16 protein-coding genes are annotated in these 17941 nt (G+C 67.8%); 12 read left to right on the plus strand and 4 right to left on the minus strand.

The window, feature by feature from the left end:
- Positions 1 to 299: 299 nt before the first annotated feature.
- On the plus strand, positions 300 to 1175 hold the full coding sequence (locus A5698_RS15155) for an alpha/beta fold hydrolase (protein WP_231967419.1): 876 nt from the start codon (positions 300 to 302) through the stop codon (positions 1173 to 1175).
- A 5-nt stretch (positions 1176 to 1180) separates the two neighbouring features.
- Here A5698_RS15155 and A5698_RS15160 read toward each other — a convergent pair whose 3' ends face one another.
- The gene (locus A5698_RS15160; protein ID WP_067085455.1) at positions 1181 to 2797 is read right to left on the minus strand and encodes a flavin-containing monooxygenase; all 1617 of its coding nucleotides are present in this window, start codon (positions 2795 to 2797) and stop codon (positions 1181 to 1183) included.
- 130 nt (positions 2798 to 2927) lie between these two features.
- Here A5698_RS15160 and A5698_RS15165 point away from each other — a divergent pair, with 130 nt between their 5' ends.
- The 7 genes from A5698_RS15165 (at position 2928) to lipP1 (ending at position 9988) form a co-directional block, all read left to right on the plus strand.
- Positions 2928 to 3230 carry a 2Fe-2S iron-sulfur cluster-binding protein gene (locus A5698_RS15165; RefSeq protein WP_067085424.1) on the plus strand — a complete coding sequence of 101 codons (303 nt, stop codon included), beginning with the start codon at positions 2928 to 2930 and terminating at the stop codon, positions 3228 to 3230.
- Positions 3231 to 3322: 92 nt separating this feature from the next.
- A complete protein-coding gene (locus A5698_RS15170; RefSeq protein WP_067085423.1) occupies positions 3323 to 4504 on the plus strand; it encodes an acyl-CoA dehydrogenase family protein in 1182 nt (393 codons plus the stop codon).
- 10 nt (positions 4505 to 4514) lie between these two features.
- Complete coding sequence (gene bphC, locus A5698_RS15175; RefSeq protein ID WP_067085421.1) at positions 4515 to 5423, plus strand: biphenyl-2,3-diol 1,2-dioxygenase; 909 nt, start codon at positions 4515 to 4517, stop codon at positions 5421 to 5423.
- Positions 5420 to 6880 carry an FAD-dependent oxidoreductase gene (locus tag A5698_RS15180; RefSeq protein ID WP_067085453.1) on the plus strand — a complete coding sequence of 487 codons (1461 nt, stop codon included), beginning with the start codon at positions 5420 to 5422 and terminating at the stop codon, positions 6878 to 6880. The genes bphC and A5698_RS15180 overlap by 4 nt, the downstream gene beginning before the upstream one ends.
- Before the next feature lie 37 nt (positions 6881 to 6917).
- A complete protein-coding gene (locus A5698_RS15185) occupies positions 6918 to 8075 on the plus strand; it encodes a zinc-binding dehydrogenase (protein WP_067085419.1) in 1158 nt (385 codons plus the stop codon).
- A 165-nt stretch (positions 8076 to 8240) separates the two neighbouring features.
- Positions 8241 to 9083 carry an IclR family transcriptional regulator gene (locus A5698_RS15190; protein ID WP_068298347.1) on the plus strand — a complete coding sequence of 281 codons (843 nt, stop codon included), beginning with the start codon at positions 8241 to 8243 and terminating at the stop codon, positions 9081 to 9083.
- A complete protein-coding gene (gene lipP1 / locus A5698_RS15195; RefSeq protein ID WP_067085415.1) occupies positions 9080 to 9988 on the plus strand; it encodes a LipP1 family hormone-sensitive lipase in 909 nt (302 codons plus the stop codon). Before A5698_RS15190 ends, lipP1 begins: the two co-directional genes overlap by 4 nt.
- A 10-nt stretch (positions 9989 to 9998) precedes the next feature.
- On the opposite strand, the gene A5698_RS15200 is transcribed toward lipP1, so the two are convergent.
- Entirely contained in the window at positions 9999 to 11204 is a 1206-nt protein-coding gene (locus A5698_RS15200) for an NADH:flavin oxidoreductase (RefSeq protein WP_068298352.1), read from the minus strand.
- Positions 11205 to 11304: 100 nt separating this feature from the next.
- Here A5698_RS15200 and A5698_RS15205 point away from each other — a divergent pair, with 100 nt between their 5' ends.
- Together A5698_RS15205 and A5698_RS15210 are read left to right on the plus strand one after the other, a co-directional pair.
- A complete protein-coding gene (locus A5698_RS15205; RefSeq protein ID WP_068298355.1) occupies positions 11305 to 11652 on the plus strand; it encodes a hypothetical protein in 348 nt (115 codons plus the stop codon).
- On the plus strand, positions 11645 to 12265 hold the full coding sequence (locus A5698_RS15210) for a Dabb family protein (RefSeq protein WP_068298357.1): 621 nt from the start codon (positions 11645 to 11647) through the stop codon (positions 12263 to 12265). The genes A5698_RS15205 and A5698_RS15210 overlap by 8 nt, the downstream gene beginning before the upstream one ends.
- A gap of 48 nt (positions 12266 to 12313) precedes the next feature.
- On the opposite strand, the gene A5698_RS15215 is transcribed toward A5698_RS15210, so the two are convergent.
- Both A5698_RS15215 and A5698_RS15220 read right to left on the minus strand, forming a co-directional pair.
- Positions 12314 to 13201, minus strand: coding sequence for an SDR family NAD(P)-dependent oxidoreductase (locus tag A5698_RS15215; protein ID WP_068298359.1), 888 nt, complete (start codon positions 13199 to 13201; stop codon positions 12314 to 12316).
- On the minus strand, positions 13198 to 15126 hold the full coding sequence (locus tag A5698_RS15220) for a flavin-containing monooxygenase (protein ID WP_068298413.1): 1929 nt from the start codon (positions 15124 to 15126) through the stop codon (positions 13198 to 13200). The genes A5698_RS15215 and A5698_RS15220 overlap by 4 nt, the downstream gene beginning before the upstream one ends.
- A gap of 102 nt (positions 15127 to 15228) precedes the next feature.
- Between A5698_RS15220 and A5698_RS15225 the strand changes: the two genes are divergently transcribed.
- Both A5698_RS15225 and A5698_RS15230 read left to right on the plus strand, forming a co-directional pair.
- Positions 15229 to 16806: an acyl-CoA synthetase gene (locus A5698_RS15225; RefSeq protein WP_502688931.1), complete on the plus strand. Its 1578-nt coding sequence runs from the start codon at positions 15229 to 15231 to the stop codon at positions 16804 to 16806.
- Between the two features lie 21 nt (positions 16807 to 16827).
- A complete protein-coding gene (locus tag A5698_RS15230) occupies positions 16828 to 17934 on the plus strand; it encodes a zinc-binding dehydrogenase (protein WP_068298364.1) in 1107 nt (368 codons plus the stop codon).
- Positions 17935 to 17941: the final 7 nt, after the last annotated feature.

Raw genomic sequence — 17941 nt, forward strand, 5'->3', positions numbered from 1 at the left:
GCACCCCGAGTAAACCGCGGATACGTACTACGAAGAACCTGAACCGTGCCCATTCGGCGACCCCCGCTAACCCGTCGCCCGGACGCGGTCGCTCACGACCGTCATCGCGAAGCACCTGACGGGGTCGCCGGCGACATCGGGCCTCCTGACTACACGCGGGCGCGTCGACGGCCCGTCTCTCTCGACCGGCAGCGTCGCAGTGAAACGCGCACCGGCACAGTGAGCGTCCCGCTTACCGGGACGACCGATGAACGGAACACCCGCCCGGCGAGCGACCGGGCGCGTGGCAGGCTATGGGCGTGACCGATACCGCAGCCTTCATCGCCCGCGTCGAGAACGACCTCCGCGAGACGCCCACCCCCTCTGGTGTGCTGCGCTACTACGACGTCGGTGACGGTCCCGTCCTGCTGTTCCTTCACGGCTCCGGGCCCGGCGTCACCGGCTGGCGCAACTTCCGCGGTGTGCTACCCGCCTTCGCCCAGCACTTCCGTTGCCTGATCCTGGAATTCCCGGGTTTCGGGGTCAGCGACGACTTCGGCGGCCACCCGATGATCACCGCGCAGGGCGCCGTGGTCCCCTTCCTCGACGCGCTGGGGATCGACCGCGTCGACATCGTCGGCAACTCGATGGGCGGCGGCGTGGGGATCAACTTCGCGATCAACAACCCCGATCGCATCGGCCGCCTGGTCACGATCGGCGGCATCGGCACCAACATCTTCAGTCCCGGTCCGAGTGAGGGGATCCGGTTGCTGCAGGAGTTCACCGAGGACCCCACCCGTCAGCGGCTGGTGGACTGGCTCAACTCGATGGTCTACGACCAGTCCCTGGTCACCGAGCAACTGATCGAGGAACGCTGGCAGCTGGCGACCGATCCGGAGACGCTGGAGTCCGCCCGACGGATGTACGGCAAGAAGGCCTTCGCACAGATGATGGCGTTCATGCGTAGCAGCGATGCGCCGTTGCCGTGGGCGCAGATGCACAAGGTCGCCGCACCCACGCTGTTGACGTGGGGGCGCGACGACCGGGTCAGCCCACTGGACATGGCGTTGATCCCCATGCGCACCATTCCCAACGCCGAGCTGCACGTGTTCCCGAACTGCGGGCACTGGGCGATGATCGAGGCCAAGGCGGCGTTTGAAAGCACCGTGCTGGCGTTCCTGCGCCGGGACGCCTAGGACACCTAGGACGAGGCGAGCAGGCGAAATCCCTTGTAACCCGCGGCGGCCACCTCGGCGCAGATGTCGAGGTAGACGCCAAAGCCGCCGATGAACAACATGAATCCGCGCGGTTTACCCGGCACGTTGGCGCCCATGTACCAGGAGTTCGCCCTGGGGAACAGCGTCGCTTCCGCGCGCCGATTGCACTCGGCGATCCAGTTGTCCACGGCGTCGCCGGTGGCTTCGATCGCGGTGTAGCCGTGCCCGTCGAGATAAGAGATGGCTTCGGCGATCCAGTTCACGTTCGCCTCGGCGTGCAACACCATGTTGGCCAGCACGGCGGGCGCGCCGGGTCCCGAGACCATGAACAGGTTCGGGAATCCGTCCACGCCGAGGCCGAGGTAGGTGCGCGGACCGTCCGCCCAGTCGTCGCGCAGCCTCTGTCCGCCCCGACCGACGATGTCGATCTTGCTCAGCGCACCGGTCATCGCGTCGAACCCGGTGGCGAGCACGATCGCGTCGACGTCGTAATGGGCATCGGTGGTGTTGATGCCGTCGGCGTCGATGGACACGATCGGTGTCTTCCGCACGCTGATCAGGCTCACATGCGGTTGGTTGAACGTCTGAAAGTAGTTGGTGTCGGTGCAGATTCGCTTCGTCCCGATGGGATGGTCGGTCGGGATGAGCAGCTCGGCGACCTCGGGGTCGTCGATCACCGCCCGGATCTTCTCCTCGTAGAACTTGCGCGCTTCCTCGTTGGCGGCCATATCGATCATCTGATCGCTGAACGTCTTCGAGAACAGCACACCCCCGAGTTCCCAGCGCTTCTCGAACGCGTCGCGCCGCTCCTCGGGCGTGGCCTCCATCGTCAGCTTCGGATGGGCGATGTGCGGTGAGCCCCCGCCGCTGCGCCACGACAGTCGGCGGCGCTCGGCGTAGGTCGCCTTGACTTGGGCCCGGTCCTCGTCGGTCAACGGCCGATTGCCTGCGGGCACACTATAATTCGGCGTCCGCTGGAACACGTAGAGACGATCGGCCTGTTCGGCGATCACCGGGATGGACTGGATGCCCGACGAGCCCGTCCCGATCACCGCGACCCGTTTGCCGGTGAAGTCGACGGGCTCGTGCGGCCAGTGCGCGGTGTGGTACAGCTCCCCCGCGTAACCGTCCAGGCCGGGAAAGTCCGGCGTCAACGCCGCGGACAGCGGACCGGTCGCCATCACGCAGAACCGGGCGGTGACGACCTCGCCCGTGTCGGTCGAGACCGTCCAGCGCAGGTTGTCCTCGTCGAGCACGGCCGAGGTGACCCGGGTGTTGAACGTGATGCCGTCGCGCAGGTTCAGCTTGTCGGCGACCCAGTTCATGTAGCGCAGGATCTCGGCCTGCGTCGCGTACTTCTCCGACCAGTCCCACTCCTGCTCGAGTTCGGGATCGAACGAGTAGCAGTAGTCGACGCTTTCGACGTCGCAGCGTGCTCCCGGATAGCGGTTGTAGTACCAGGTGCCCCCGACCTCGGGCGCCGCTTCGAACACGCGCACCGACAAGCCCTGCGAACGCAGCCGATGCAACGCATACAGCCCGGCGAAGCCGGCACCGACCACCACCGCGTCCACGCTTGACCGCTCCTCGGAGATACCCACGCAGCCACGGTAGGTCGTCGTGGACCCGCCACCGCCGTAGTTTCCCGATGACCGGGCGATCGGGCGGGCACCGTTCCGCCCATCGGAAAGACCGGTCGACCCGAGACCCGGCGACGGTGATGATCGGCGCATGTCACCAACCGACGCCTGCGGGACGCGGGTCGATGCCACCGTCTGCGTCGATCTGGACGGCACCCGGCACCACCTTCGCTGGCCGCGCGACAAGACACTGGTCGACGCGATGCTCGACGCCGGTGTCGACCCTCCGCACTCGTGCCGCGAAGGTCACTGCGGCTCATGCGTCGCGACCGTGGTGTCGGGCGAGGTCGACATGGCCAGCTGCGAGATCCTCGAGCCCGACGACCTGGCCGAGGGCCTGATCCTCGGCTGTCAGGCCCGACCGGTCAGCGACGATCTGCACGTCGAGTACTGAGCCGGAAACGCCGCCCGCTGACCGGGATTTGATTCCGTTCGCGCTTCCGGTGCGGTAGACCATCAAGTGCAGCCGATAGTGAGGACATCAGCATGAGTGAGCGCGTACTCGACCGGGTGATGCAACTGGCCGAGCAGTTCAAGGATCAGGGCGCCGAGGCCGAGAAGATTGGACGGCTGACCGACGCCACGGTCAAGTCGATGAAGGCCGCCGGGTCCATCCGCCTGCTTCAGCCCAAGAAGCACGGCGGGTACGAGGCTCATCCGCGCGAGTTCGCCGAAACCGTGATGGCCACCGCGGCCCTGGACCCGGCGGCCGGCTGGGTCAACGGCGTGGTGGGTGTGCACCCGTACCAGCTCGCCTACGCCGATCCGCGCGTCGGCGAGGAGGTCTGGGCCGACGACATCGACACCTGGATGGCGTCGCCGTACGCGCCGCAGGGTGTGGCCAAGCCCGTCGACGGCGGCTACATCTTCAACGGGCGCTGGCAGTTCAGCTCCGGGACCGACGCGTGCGACTGGATCATCCTCGGCGCGATGATCGGCGACTCCGACGGCAAACCGCTGATGCCGCCGCAGATGCTGCACATGATCCTTCCGCGACCGGACTACGAGATCGTCGAGGACTCGTGGGATGTGGTCGGGCTGCGGGGCACCGGGTCCAAGGACGTCATCGTCAAAGACGCGTTCGTGCCGGAGTACCGGACGATGGACGCGATGAAGGTGATGGACGGCACCGCTCAGCGCGAGGCCGGCATGACCGAGCCGCTGTACCTGATGCCGTGGTCGACGATGTTCCCGCTCGGCATCTCCGCCGCCACGATCGGCATCGCCGAGGGCGCGCTGGCCGCACACCTGGACTATCAGCGCGAACGCGTGAACTCCAGCGGCGTTGCGATCAAGGACGACCCCTACGTCATGTACGCGATCGGCGAGGCCGCCGCCGACATCAACGCTGCACGCCAGGAACTGCTGGCCAACGCCGACCGCATCTACGACATGGTCGCCGCGGGCAAGGAGGTCAGCTTCGAGGACCGGGCCGCGGGCCGTCGCACCCAGATCCGTGCGGTGTGGCGCGCCGTGTCCGCCGTCGACGAGATCTTCGCTCGCTCGGGCGGCAACGCCGCGCGCATGGACAAGCCGTTGCAGCGGTACTGGCGCGATGTGCACGTCGGCCAGCTGCACGCGATCCACGTGCCCGGCACGGTGTTTCACGCCGCGGCGCTGAGCTCGCTCGGCGTGGATCCGCAGGGCCCGCTGCGGGCGATGATCTAGAAAGGGCACGATGAGCGATCTCAAGAGCCTCGGATACGTCAAGGTTCAGGCCACCGACATCGACCGCTGGCGCCACTTCGCGTTCAAGGTGCTCGGCTTCGCCGAGGGCTCCGGTCCCGACGGCGATGCGCTGTATCTGCGCATGGACGAGCGCGCCGCGCGCATCATCGTGGTGCCCGGCGACGTCGACAAGATCGTCACCGTCGGGTGGGAGGTCCGCGACCATGCGGCGTTGACGCGCGTGAAGGCGACGCTCGACGGCGCAGGCGTGGCGGTCAAGGAACTTTCACTCGAGGAGGCCGACGCACGTCGCGTCGAAGAGGTGATCGCGTTCGACGATCCCGCGGGAACGTCCACCGAGGTCTTCCACGGCGCGGTGCTCGACCACAGCCCGGTGGTGACGCCGTACGGCGCCCGATTCGTCACCGGCGATCAGGGATTGGGCCACGTCGTGCTGCCGGCCCTCGACGTGCCGGGGCTCTTCCAGTTCTACACGGAGGTCCTGGGATTCAAGTCGCGCGGGGCGTTCCGCGTTCCGACGCCGCCGGAGTTCGGACCGCTGCGGGTGCGGTTCCTCGGGATCAACGCGCGCCACCACAGCCTGGCGATCTGTCCCGCGATGACGCTGCGCGATCCGGGCCTGATCCATCTGATGGTGGAGGTAGACAGCCTCGACGCGGTCGGGCAGGCCCTCGACCGGGTGAGCAAGGACGGTTTCCAGCTGTCCTCGACGCTGGGCAGGCACACCAACGACAAGATGGTGTCGTTCTACGTGCGGGCGCCCGGCGACTGGGACATCGAATTCGGCACCGACGGTATGCGGGTCGACGAAACCTATTACACCGCAGAGGAAATCACCGCCGACAGCTACTGGGGCCACGAGTGGGTGTCCGACCTGCCGGCCGCGATGCGCCCGTGAGCAGCGATCTCACTCCCCTGCCCGCGGCCGGCATCGCGAAGTGGGACGAGGAAGCCGACGTCGTCATCGCCGGCTTCGGGATCGCCGGGGCGGCCGCGGCGGTGGAAGCCGCGCGCGCCGGCGCCGACGTCCTGGTGCTCGAACGCACCGGGTCCTGGGGCGGCGCGGCGTCGATGGCCGGCGGGTTCATCTACCTGGGCGGCGGTACACCCATCCAGAAGGCTTGTGGCTTCGACGATTCCGTCGCGAACATGGCCGCGTACCTGAACGTCGCGATGGGCCCCGGCGCCGACGAGAAGCGCATCGCCGACTACTGCGACGGCAGCCTGGAGCATTTCGACTGGCTCGTAGGGTGCGGTGTCCAGTTCAAGCCGGAGTTCTTCGGCGAGCCCGGCTGGGAGCCCATGGGCGATCAGGGGCTGATGTACAGCGGCGGGGAGAACTCCTACCCGTTCAACACGATTGCCACGCCCGCGCCGCGCGGACACGTCCCACAGATGTCGAACAAGAAGCAGGGCGAGGCCAGCGCCGGCTACATGCTGATGAAGCCGCTCGTGGAGACGGCCACCGCGGCCGGCGCGCGGGCGATCTACGACGTTCGTGTGCAACGGTTGGTCGTCGAGTCCGGCGGCCGGGTGGTCGGTGTGTACGCGCGGCGGTACGGCGAGGAGATCGCCGTGCGGGCGCGTCGCGGTGTGGTGCTCGCGATGGGCAGCTTCGCCTACAACGAGGCCATGGTCGCCCAGTACGCGCCGCGCATCGCCGGCCGGCCCGCCGCCGCCATCGAGCAGCACGACGGCCAGGCGATCCGGATGGCGCAGGCGCTGGGCGCCGATCTCGCCCACATGGACGCCACCGAGGTCGCCATCTTCATCGATCCGCAGCAGCTGGTCCGGGGCATCCTGGTCAACGGTCGCGGTCAGCGCTACGTCGCCGAGGACACCTATCCCGGCAGGGTCGGGCAGCTGACCTTGTATCACCAGGACAACACCGCGTTCTTGATCATCGACGAGAAGTCCCAGGAGGAGGCGATGGCCTCGCTGTCGCCACAGCTGATGCTGCGCCCGCCGACCTGGGTGTGCGAGTCGGTGGCCGAACTCGAATCCGAGATGGGACTGCCGACGGGATCGCTTCAGGCAACCGTCTCCGCCTACAACGCCGGCGCCGCCGCGGGCGAGGATCCGCTGCTCCACAAGAAGCCGCAGTGGCTGCGACCGATCGGCTCGCCGGTGGGGGCGATCGACCTGCGCGAGAGCACCGGCGGATTCACCCTTGGCGGGCTTCTGACATCGCTCAACGCGGAGGTGCTGCACGTCAGCGGCGAGCCCATCCCCGGCCTCTTCGCCGCGGGCCGCTGCACGGCGGGTCTCGCCGCATGGGGCTACGCGAGCGGTATCTCGTTGGGCGACGGCAGTTTCTACGGCAGGCGGGCGGGGCGGAGCGCGGCGGGCGCCTAGCGTCCGACCGCCGGTCGGCGTGGTACACGATGGACGTATGAAAGCCGTCAGCTGTGAACGAGGCACCCTGTCCGTCGTCGACCGCCCGACGCCCGCCCCGGCGCGTGGGCAGTTGCTGCTCGAGGTGCGGCGCTGCGGCATCTGCGGATCGGATCTGCACGCGAAGGACCACGCCGACGAGCTGACCGACGTGATGGACGAGGTCGGCTATCCGGACTTCATGCGCCAGGACACGCCGGTCGTCTTGGGCCACGAGTTCGTCGGCGAAGTGGCCGAGCGCGGCGCCGGGGCGCCCAAGGAGTTCAGAGTCGGGGCTCCCGTGGTGTCGTTTCCGATGGTGCGCGCGGCAGGCGGGGTGCACATGACCGGGCTGTCGCCGCTGGCGCCCGGTGCGTACGCCGAACACGTCCTCGCCGAAGCCTCGATGAGCTTCGTCGTGCCGAACGGGCTCGACCTCGACATCGCTGCGCTGACCGAACCGATGGCGGTGGCCCTGCATGCGGTGCGCCGTAGCCAGATCGGCAAGCGAGATGTCGCGATCGTGATCGGTTGTGGGCCGGTCGGTCTCGCGGTGATCTGCCACCTCAAGTCGCTCGGCGTGCAGACCATCGTGGCGAGCGACTTCTCTGCGACCCGTCGCGAGATGGCGGCGCGCTGCGGCGCCGACGTCGTCGTCGACCCCGCCGTCGACTCCCCGTACACGGCCGTCGATCAGTCCGGGGTTGTCACCGAGGCCCAACAGTTGTTCGAACTCGCCGTCGGCACGATGGAGAAGCTGCGCCGCGTGCCCGGGTGGTCGCATGTGTACCGGGTCGCCGACAGGCTGGGCGCAGCGTCGCCGAAGCGGCCGGTGGTCTTCGAGTGCGTCGGCGTGCCCGGGGTCATCGACGGCATCATCCGGGCGGCGCCCGTGCAGTCGCGGGTCGTCGTCGTCGGCGTGTGCATGGGCACCGACCACTTCCGCCCGGCGGTCGCGAACGGCAAGGACATCGACCTGCGGTTCGTCTTCGGCTACACGCCGCTGGAGTTCCGCGACACGCTGCACCTGCTCGCCGAGGGCAAGGTGGACGCCTCGTCCCTCGTCACCGGCACAGTGGGCCTGGACGGCGTGGCCCGCGCCTTCGAGGTGCTGGGCGCGGCCGAGGCGCACGCCAAGATCCTGATCGACCCCCGAAGCGACGCCGTTTCGCCCTAGCCGGGGTTGCAACACGCCGGCGTGCGGCCGTCTCCGCAGGTCGTTGACGTGATCGAAAGTAAATCGTGCTGTTCGTGTGACACCCCGCACACGGGCATGCTACAAATAGGCATATTCCTATTAGAAATATCGCCTGCCTGGTGCAGGTCGCTCTCCGGAGGCCACATGACAACGACTGTCGAAACACCCAGCGCCGTCCTCGACCGCGTATCGCTGGTTCTTGACGCTTTCGATGGGCCCGGACGACTGACACTGGCGCAGATCGTTCGCCGCACCGGGCTTCCCCGCTCGTCCGCGCACCGCATGCTCGAGCGCCTCGTCCAGCTGCGCTGGCTACGGCGCAACGGGCGCGATTACGAGTTGGGCATGCGGCTGGTCGAGTTGGGTTCGCTCGCCGTGCATCAGGACCGCCTGCACCGCGCGGCGGTGCCCCTGCTGCACGACCTGCATCGCGCCACTGGTCTGGTCGTCCACCTCGCCGTGCTCGACGGCACCGATGTCGTGTACCTGGAGAAGATCGGTGACGGATTGGGCGCAGCCATTCCCAGCCGCGTCGGAGGGCGCCACCCCGCGCACTGTTCGGCGTTGGGCAAGGCGATGCTGGCCACTGCCACCGACCTGAACTACGACACGATCGACCTGACGAACCGCCGTACCAAGTACTCGATCGGATCGCCCGTCCAGCTGCGCACGGAGCTGGCCAAGGTGCGTTCGCACGGCATCGCGTTCGACCGCGAAGAAGCGCTCACCGGATTCGGTTGTGTCGCAGCGCCGATCGGCGGCCAGGGCGAGGCCGTGGCGGCCGTGTCGGTGTGCGGCCCGATGAACCGGATGATGTTCGACCAGCGTCTCGTCGCGCCGGTGCGGATGACCGCCATGGCAGTGTGGCGCAACGCCGAGGACGGCCCGCGACGGGTGGCCCCGACGCTGCAGCAGGCCCGGCCGCTGCGGAACATGCCCGCACCGCGGCCCACGGCGCCCCGCGAGCCGGTGTTGCAGTACGCGTGACACTCGATCCGCAGATCGCCGACCTGATCGAGGCGCTGGACTCCGGATTTCCGCCGGTGCACACCATGACCGGCGCGCAGGCGCGAGCGACGATCCGATCGCGGTTCGTGCCTCCGGCACAGCCCGAGGCCGTCGGATCGGTCGACGACGTGACCGTAGCCGGCGATGTCCCGGTCCGGATCTACCGACCGGTGTCGGATGTCCCGGTTCCGGTGGTGGTGTACGCCCACGGCGGTGGATTCGTGTTCTGCGACCTCGACAGCCACGACGGGCTGTGCCGCAACCTGGCGAATCTTCTTTCCGCGGTGGTCATCTCGGTGGACTACCGGCTCGCGCCTGAGAGCAGATGGCCGGCCGCGACGGAGGACGTCTACGCGGCGACGCGGTGGGCGGCCGAGCACGCCGCGGAGTTCGGTGGCGACCCGGACAGGCTCGCGGTGGCGGGTGACAGCGCCGGAGGCAACCTCGCGGCGGTCACCACGCTGATGGCGCGCGACCGCGGCGGGCCCGCCCTCTCCGCGCAATTGCTGATCTACCCGATGATCGCCGCGGACTTCGAAACCGAGTCATACCGGCGCTACGGCAAGGGTTTCTACAATCCGCGGCCGGCGCTGCAATGGTACTGGGACCAGTACGCGCCCTCCCCCGCCGACCGCACCCACCCGTATGCGTCGCCGCTGCAGGCACGCCTCGACGGTCTGCCGCCGGCGGTGGTGGTGATCGCGGGTCATGATCCGTTGCGAGACGAGGGCGTGGCCTACGCCGACGCGTTGGAAGCCGCGGGTGTGCCCGTGGCGCGGTGCACTTTCGAGGGCGGGATCCACGGTTTCATGACGATGCCGATGCTCGACATCGCTCACGAGGCGCGGCGCCAAGCGACGCAAGAACTCGCGAAGTTGTTGTGAGGCCCTCGAACTAGACCTTCGGCACCGGACCATAGCGCTGGTGCGGGTCGAGCACGCAGTGGGTCCGGCCGAACACCGTGACCATGCACTTGTTGTTGTGGTTGCAGCGGCTGCGCGTGTCGTGGTCGGCGATCATCGCGTTGACCAGGTCGGGTTCACGCAGCAGTGCCCTGCCCATCGCCATGAAGGCGAAGCCCTCACGCAGCCCTGTCTGGAGATGCTCGTAGTTCGTGATGCCGCCCAGCAGGATCAGCTTGGTGTTGCGGACCACCGGCACGAATTGCCGTGCCGCGTCGAGCATGTAGAGATCCCGGTACGGGTAACTGCCCATGACCCGCTTGCCTGCGAGGCGGACGCCGGGCCGCAGCGCGGACGGCATCACCTCGGCGAATTCCTTGACCGGGACGTCGCCCCGGAACAGGTACATGGGTTTGTAGACCGATGAACCCTGGGTCAGCTCGATGGCGTCCAGCGCGGAGTCGGCGTCGAGCAGTTGCGCGGTCCGCAGGGCCTCGTCGATCCAGATGCTGCCGGGCAGCCCGTCGTCCATGTCGAGTTTCGCGATGACCGCGATCTGGTTCTTCACGACGTCTCGGACCCGGGTCGCGATTTCGCGGACCAACCGCGACCGGTTGTCGATCGAACCGCCGTATTCGTCGCGGCGCCGGTTGATCCGCGCACTGAGGAACGAGCTCGGCAGGTAGAGATGGCCGAAGTGCAGTTCGACGGCGTCGAAGCCGGAGTCGATGGCCACCTGCGCCGCTGTCGCGAATTGTCCGATCACGTCACGGATCTCGTCGCGGGTGATCTCGCGACAGTAGGCGAAGGAGGTGGGGTTGACGAAGCGGCTGGGGGCGACGGCCGTGACGCCGGTCAACTTCTTCGGAGCGACGACGCCGGCGTGGCCGAGCTGCGCCGAGATCGCCGCGCCTGTCGCGTGCACGGCATCGGTGAGCCTGCGCAGTCCGGGCAGCGCCGACGGGCTCATCACGATCTGGCCGGGTGCGCTGGCGCCCTCTTTTGAGACGCAGCAGTACGCGACCGTCGTCATGCCCACGCCGCCCTTGGCGAATGCGACGTGGAAGTCGATCAGGTCGTCGGTGACCATGCCGTCGGGCGAACGGCCCTCTGACGTCGCGGCCTTGATGACCCGGTTGCGCAGCTTCACCGGACCGAGCCGGGACGGCGCGAACGGGTCCAGCGTCTCAACGGTCATCGGACCACGGTGCTCCCCACCGCGGCGGCGGTCAACCGTGTCGTCCCGATGGCCGGGAGCGTCATCGGCACCACGGACGCCGGCGCTCTACTGTCGGGCCATGGCCGACGGTGAGGTGTTCGTCATCGACCGGGTCATCACCCGGCCCGGATGCGCAAGGCGTTTCGTCGACACGTATCTGGCCGAATACGCGCCGGGTGCGCGCGATCGCGGGATGACGCTTCGCGACGTGCTCGTCAGCCCACCGATATGGTTCGACGACCAAACCAACGTGGTCACCGTGACGTGGTCGCTACCCAGCCCGCAGGCCTGGTGGGAGATGACGTGGAAAGGCAGGCCCGACGCCACGCTCGGTGCGTGGTGGGACGGCGTGGCCGAACTCGTCGTGGAGCGCACCCGCAGCGTCGCCGCCGCGGCAACCGATGTGGACGGACTGTGCGATGTATAGCGTCATCCGGCTGATCGATGTGGCCGGTGCGCCCGAACGCGACCGCATGCTGAAGGAGCTGCGGGAGGCGTCGGTGGCCAGCGGCGCGGCCCACGCTCTGGTGCAGCCGACGCTGCCGGGCGTGCGCAACGGCGGCGACATCCTCATGCATCTGCGGTTCGGTGATGCCGACGGATGGTCCTCGGTGGCACCGTCTTTCGACGCGTTGTTCGACCGCCCCGAGGTCGCCCGCGTCAACGGCGCCACCTACACGGGCGTCTCGAGCGTCACCCGAGACATTTCCGCCACCGTCTACCGGACACTGCTGCTGCGGGTGCAACCGGACACCGACGAGGCGACGGTGGCGCGGTTCGAGGACGATCTGCGCCTGCTCCCCCGCTATGTCACCTCGATCGGCACATGGCAACTCAGTCGCGTCGACTCGGCCGTCGGCACCTCACCGTGGACCCACGTCTTCGAGCAGGAGTTCCGCGACCTCGACGGTCTGACCGGTCCGTACCTCATGCACCCCATCCACTGGGCGTATGTGGACCGCTGGTTCGACCCCGAATGCCCCGAGGCCATCGTCCGCGACCGGGTCTGCCACAGCTTCTGCAGCACCCTTCCACAGTGATTTCGGTGCGCTAGCAGTCGCTCATCGACTGTTAGAGCACCGAAACCGCTAGAGGCCGGCGGGCAGGATGTTCGGGTTGGCCGTCGCGGGCGGTTCCAGCGGCGGCAACTCGGCGGCGCCGTCGAGCGTGTGCACGGTCAGCCCTTGCGACCACGGATAGTGCAGGCTGAACACGACCAGCCCGGTGCGCTCGGCGGCGGGCCGGTGACACATCGCCAGCACCGTCTCGGCCAGATACTCGACCGGCTCGGTCGGAAAAGTGTCCGGGATGAGTTGTGCCGCACCGGGAGTGCGGATGGCCGTCGACGGGCCGACACAGTTCACCGCGATGTTCGAGTCGAGGAGTTCGGCTGCCACGCCCTGGGTGAAGCGGTGCAAGGCGGCCTTGCAGGAGGCGTAGACGACGTCGCCGGATGTCTTGTTGTACTCGCGGTACGGCCGCACGGGAGCGACACCGGTCACCGACCCGATGTTGACGATCCAGCCTGCACCCCGTTTCCGCATGTGCGGCACGGCGGCCTTGGTCAGCACGAACGGCGTGCGCAGATAGTGCTCGACGGTGCGGTCGAAGGTGTCCAGGCCCATGTCCTCGACGCAGGCATAATCGGCGAAACCCGCGTTGTTGACGAGAATGTCCAGCCCACCCGCGCGTTCGACGACCTCGTCGACCAACCCGCCCCGTTGGTCGGGGTCTTCGAGGTCGGCGGCGATGCCGATCGCGGTGCCGCCCGCCCCCTCGATCAACTCGACGGTCTCGGCGATCGTCCCCGGCAGGGCCGTCGCCGCACCGCCGCGTATCGACGCCGACGGCTCGAACGATCGCGCGGTGACCACCACAGTCGCGCCCTCGGCGGAAAGGCGTTGCGCCACAGCGCGTCCGATGCCTCGGCTACTGCCGGTGACCAGCGCCGTCTTGCCTGCGAGCAGGCCGGTCATCGGATCACGAAGTGTTCTTCGACGGGCGCGCGATGCTGTTGCCAGATGTCGACCAGGCGGTACGGCGTCGCGACGACCACGCGACCGGATGCCGAACGGTAGTAGGTGTGCGCGTTCGGGGTGTGGCACCACACCGTCCGCGACATCGCCTCGTCGATCTGCGCGACGTAATCGTCGTAGGCCTCCCGCGTCACCTCGATGGTGTCGGCATCGCGCAGCGCGAGCAGTTGCAGACACTCAACGATGTAGTGCGCGAGCACCTCCATGGAGAAGTTGGCGCCCGCACCGTGGCCCGGGCTGTAGTTGGGCGCCGAGGTGATGAACAGGTTCGGGAAGCCCGGCACCGTGCCGCCGCGGTACGCGCGGGGACTGTCGCCCCACTCCTCGCGCAGTGTCCTGCCGTCGCGACCGCGGATGTCGACCGTGGACAGGAAGTCGAGGTGATAGCCGGTGGCGTAGATGATCACGTCGAGATCGATCTGCCGCCCGTCTTCTGTAACGATGCCTGCGGCGTTGACGGCGGCCGGTTCGCTCGCCTCCACGTCGACGTGCTCCCGCGTCAGCGCTGCGTAGTAGCCGCCCGGGTCGCGAATGATGCGCTTACCGTACGGCGCGAAGTCGGGGGTGACCTTCTTCGCCAATTCCGATCCCTCGCCGAACGTCTCGTTGATGTACTCCAAGCACATTTGCAGCAGGACGTCGTTGGCTTGCGAGATCGACAAATGGTCCTTCGCCCACTCGGGGTCGCGCAGGATGACCGGATAGTTGTTGTCGGCCGTCGCCCAATAGGACTTCAGCCGGTGCCAGTTCGCGTAATACGGCACGTGCCGTCCGAGGAACCGTCGGAATTCGGGGACATCGTCGGACAACCGCTTTCGCGGAGCCACCCAGTGTGGTTGCCGCTGGAACACGGTCAGGTGTTCGACCTCGTCCACACACGCGTCGACGATCTGTACGGCCGTGCATCCCGCGCCGATGACGGCGACCCGCTTACCGGTGAGGTCCAGCGACGGATCCCACAGCGCCGAGTGAATACTGGTGCCCTCGAACGATTCTCGGCCGGCAACATCGGGAAACCGTGGCCGGTTGAGATAGCCGGCGGCTGTGACGACCACTCGGGCGTAGCTGACGTCGCGGTTCCCGTCGCGGTCGACCGCGTGAATCTGCCACTGGTTTCGCGCCTCGTCCCACCACAGCGCCTCGACCTCGGTGCCGAAGCGGGTGTGCTCACGCAGTCCGTGCCTGTCGGCGAGCGACACCAGGTAGTTCTGGTATTCCGCGCCCTGTGGGTAGTAGCTCGACCAGTCGGGGTTGACCTCCCGCGACAGCGAGTAGTACGCCGACGGCGTGTCGACACCGATACCGGGATACTTCGTCGTCAACCAGGTGCCGCCGACCTCGTCGTTGCGGTCGAAGATCTGATACCGCACCCCGGCGTCGGCTGCGGCCAGCGCGGTGATGATGCCCGCGATGCCCGCGCCGACGATCGCGACATTCGTCGTCGGCGGGATCGGCACGGTGCGCGGCAACGTTGGCTGGGAGAGGTGAAAACCGCCCTGCTCGAGCAGGAGCGGAACGAACTCGTCGTCGACGTCGGAGCCGAGCGCCACCGGCAGCGCGCGGGTGAACAGATCGATGTCGTCGGCGGCCATCGCCCCTTCGGCCCGCGGCGAGGACAGCGCCGAGACGACCGCCTCGACAAGCACCGCCATGGTGTCGGCGTCGGTGACGCCGGCGCGCTCGGGCGGATCGGGGATGTGCGCGATCTTGGGCCCGAACCGGTCGAGCACCGACGGGTCACCCGTCAGCTGCGCCAGCACCGCGACCAGGACGCCGGGGTCCGCCTGAGCGAGGTTCGCCCTCAGTTCATCGCGGTCGACGTCCGCGGCGTGCGGCGACGGTATTGCTCGAGCGTCAGCAGTCACGGACACAAGTATCGGCGCAGCACGGCCGACCGGGCAGTGCCCTGCCTACTGAGCGGGACATCGGTCCCTCGCCCCACGCCAGACATGCTTACGCTGCCCGCCATGGATCTGGATGCGGTGGTCGAGCAGGCACGCAGCCACACTCTGGGCGACATCCCACGCCGCTCGGCCCGCAGGCAACCCGACAAGACCGCGATCATCGATGGCGACACGGTGTTGACGTTCGCCGAGTTCGACCAGCTCGTGGACCGGGTCGCGGCGGCGTTGCAGGACAACGGCTTCCGTCCCGGTGACCGGGTGGCGCTGCTGGCGCGCAACTGTTGGCAGTATGCGGTGCTCGCCTTCGCCACCGCCCGCGCCGCGGTGGTGTTGGTGCCGGTCAACTTCATGCTGACGGCCGAGGAGGTCGCCTACATCCTCGGCCACAGCAAGGCAGAGGGCTTCATCGTCGAAGCCGAGCTGACAGGCGTCGCGCAGGACGCCATGCGCATCGACGGAGCGGTTCGCACCAGGGCCGCGATCGTCCGGCCCGGACAGAGCGTTCCGCCGGGCTGGGACGACTTCGCGCAGTGGCTGTCCACCACGACCCCCGCGCCGAATCCCCGCATCGACGACGACCAGCTGCTGCGGTTGATGTACACCAGCGGCACGGAGTCGCGGCCCAAGGGCGCGATGCACACGAGCCGCAGCCTGATGTGGCAGTACGTCAGCACCATCGTCGCCGGTTCGATGGCCGGCGACGACGTCGAAATCCATTCGCTGCCGCTGTATCACTGCGCGCAGCTGGACAACTTCCTGGCCACCGACATCTATCTCGGCGCGACCAGCATCATCCTGCCCGGGCCCGATCCCGAAACGGTGCTGCGCACGATCGCCCGCTACGGGGTGACCAACTACTTCGCCCCTCCGACGGTCTGGATCAGCCTGTTGCGGTGCCCGGTGTTCGACGAGGTCGATCTGTCCAGCCTGCGCAAGGGATACTACGGAGCTTCGGCGATGCCGATCGAGATCCTCGCCGAGATCCGCGACCGCCTGCCGAACCTGAGGTTGTGGAACTTCTACGGCCAGACCGAGTTGGCGCCGCTGGCGTCCGCGCTCGGGCCCGACGAGCAGGACACCCACGCCGGTTCGGCGGGACGGCCGGTGCTCAACGTCGAGACGACGATCCTCGACGAGGACGACGCCCCGGTCGCACCCGGTGTGGTGGGTGAGATCGCCCACCGCAGCCCCCATCTGATGCTCGGCTATCTCGACGACCCCGCCAAGACCGCGGAGGCGTTCCGCGGCGGTTGGTTCCACTCCGGCGACCTCGGCTACTACGACGAACACGGCCTGCTGCACGTGGTCGACCGCAAGAAGGACATGATCAAGACGGGTGGCGAGAATGTCGCCAGCCGCGAGGTCGAGGAAGTCCTATACCGGCACAACGGGGTTCAGGAGGTCGCGGTCTTCGGCCTTCCCCATCCGACGTGGGTCGAGACCGTGGTCGCCGCGGTGGTGTCCCGCGAGGGCGCCAACCTGACCGAGGATGACCTGATCGCGCATTGCCGGCAGCATCTGGCCGGGTTCAAGACCCCCAAGCACATCCACTTCGTCGACGCACTGCCGAAGAACCCGAGCGGCAAGCTGCTGAAACGTCAACTGCGCGAACGCTTCGCGGCCGAACCGCTGAGCCGCTGAGCCACCGAAGGGAACTGTCTGTTGTTCACAGGACGTATCGCGCGCTTCGACGCGCCCGGAAAGCCGTTCGAGATCGAGACCGTGAACCTGGCCGAGGTCGGTCCCGGCGAGATCCTGATCAAGATCACCAGGACCAACATCTGCGGATCGGACCTGCACGCGTGGCACGGCACCTTCGCCACCCGCGGCCTGGGGGGACAACTTCCGACGGTGCTCGGTCACGAAATGGTCGGCGCGGTATCCGAACTCGGTGACGGGGTCACGGCGGACTCGAACGGCGCACCGCTGGTGAAGGGCAGCCGGGTGGTGTTCCCCTACTTCTTTTCCTGCCACCGGTGCCGAAACTGCCTGGCGGGCAGGCGCAACGCGTGCCTGAACCTCGCGATGGCCATGCTCGGACGCGCCGACGCGCCGCCCTACTTCGTCGGCGGCTACGCCGACTACTTCCTGCTGCCGGCCGGGGCGGTCGTGTACACCGTGCCCGACCGGGTCAGCGACGACATCGCGTCGGGTGCCAACTGTGCGCTGTCCCAGGTGATGTACGGCCTCGAGCGCGTAGACCAGCAACTCGGCGAGACCGTCGTCGTGCAGGGCGCCGGCGCGCTGGGACTGTATGCGATCGCGGTCGCCAAGGCCCGCGGCGCCGGTCGGGTCATCGCCATCGACGGGGTGTCCGAACGGCTCGAGCTGGCAACCGCGTTCGGCGCCGACGCGGTGATCGACATCAACGCGGCCGCCACGGCGAAGGACCGCGCGAAGATCATCCGCGACCTGACCGACGGTTACGGCGCCGACGTCGTGGTCGAGGTCGTAGGCCACCCGTCCGCCATCGACGAGGGCCTCAAGATGCTGGGCCAGTTCGGCCGTTACGTCGAGATCGGAAACATCAACATCGGCAAGACCTTCGAATTCGACCCGTCACGTTTCGTTTTCGCCAACAAGACGATGGTCGGGGTCTCGCTGTACGAACCGCCGGTGCTGTCGCGGGCGCTGACCTTCCTCGAACAGCACCAGGATGCCCTCCCCCTGCACCGGCTGGCTGCCGCGCAGTATCCGCTCGACGACATCAACGAGGCGTTCGCCGCCGCCGAGCACAAGCGCGACGTCCGCGCCAGCATCGTTCCCTGATCCCAAG

The sequence above is a fragment of the Mycobacterium sp. E136 genome (assembly GCF_001666865.1).
In the GTDB taxonomy this organism is placed as follows: domain Bacteria; phylum Actinomycetota; class Actinomycetes; order Mycobacteriales; family Mycobacteriaceae; genus Mycobacterium.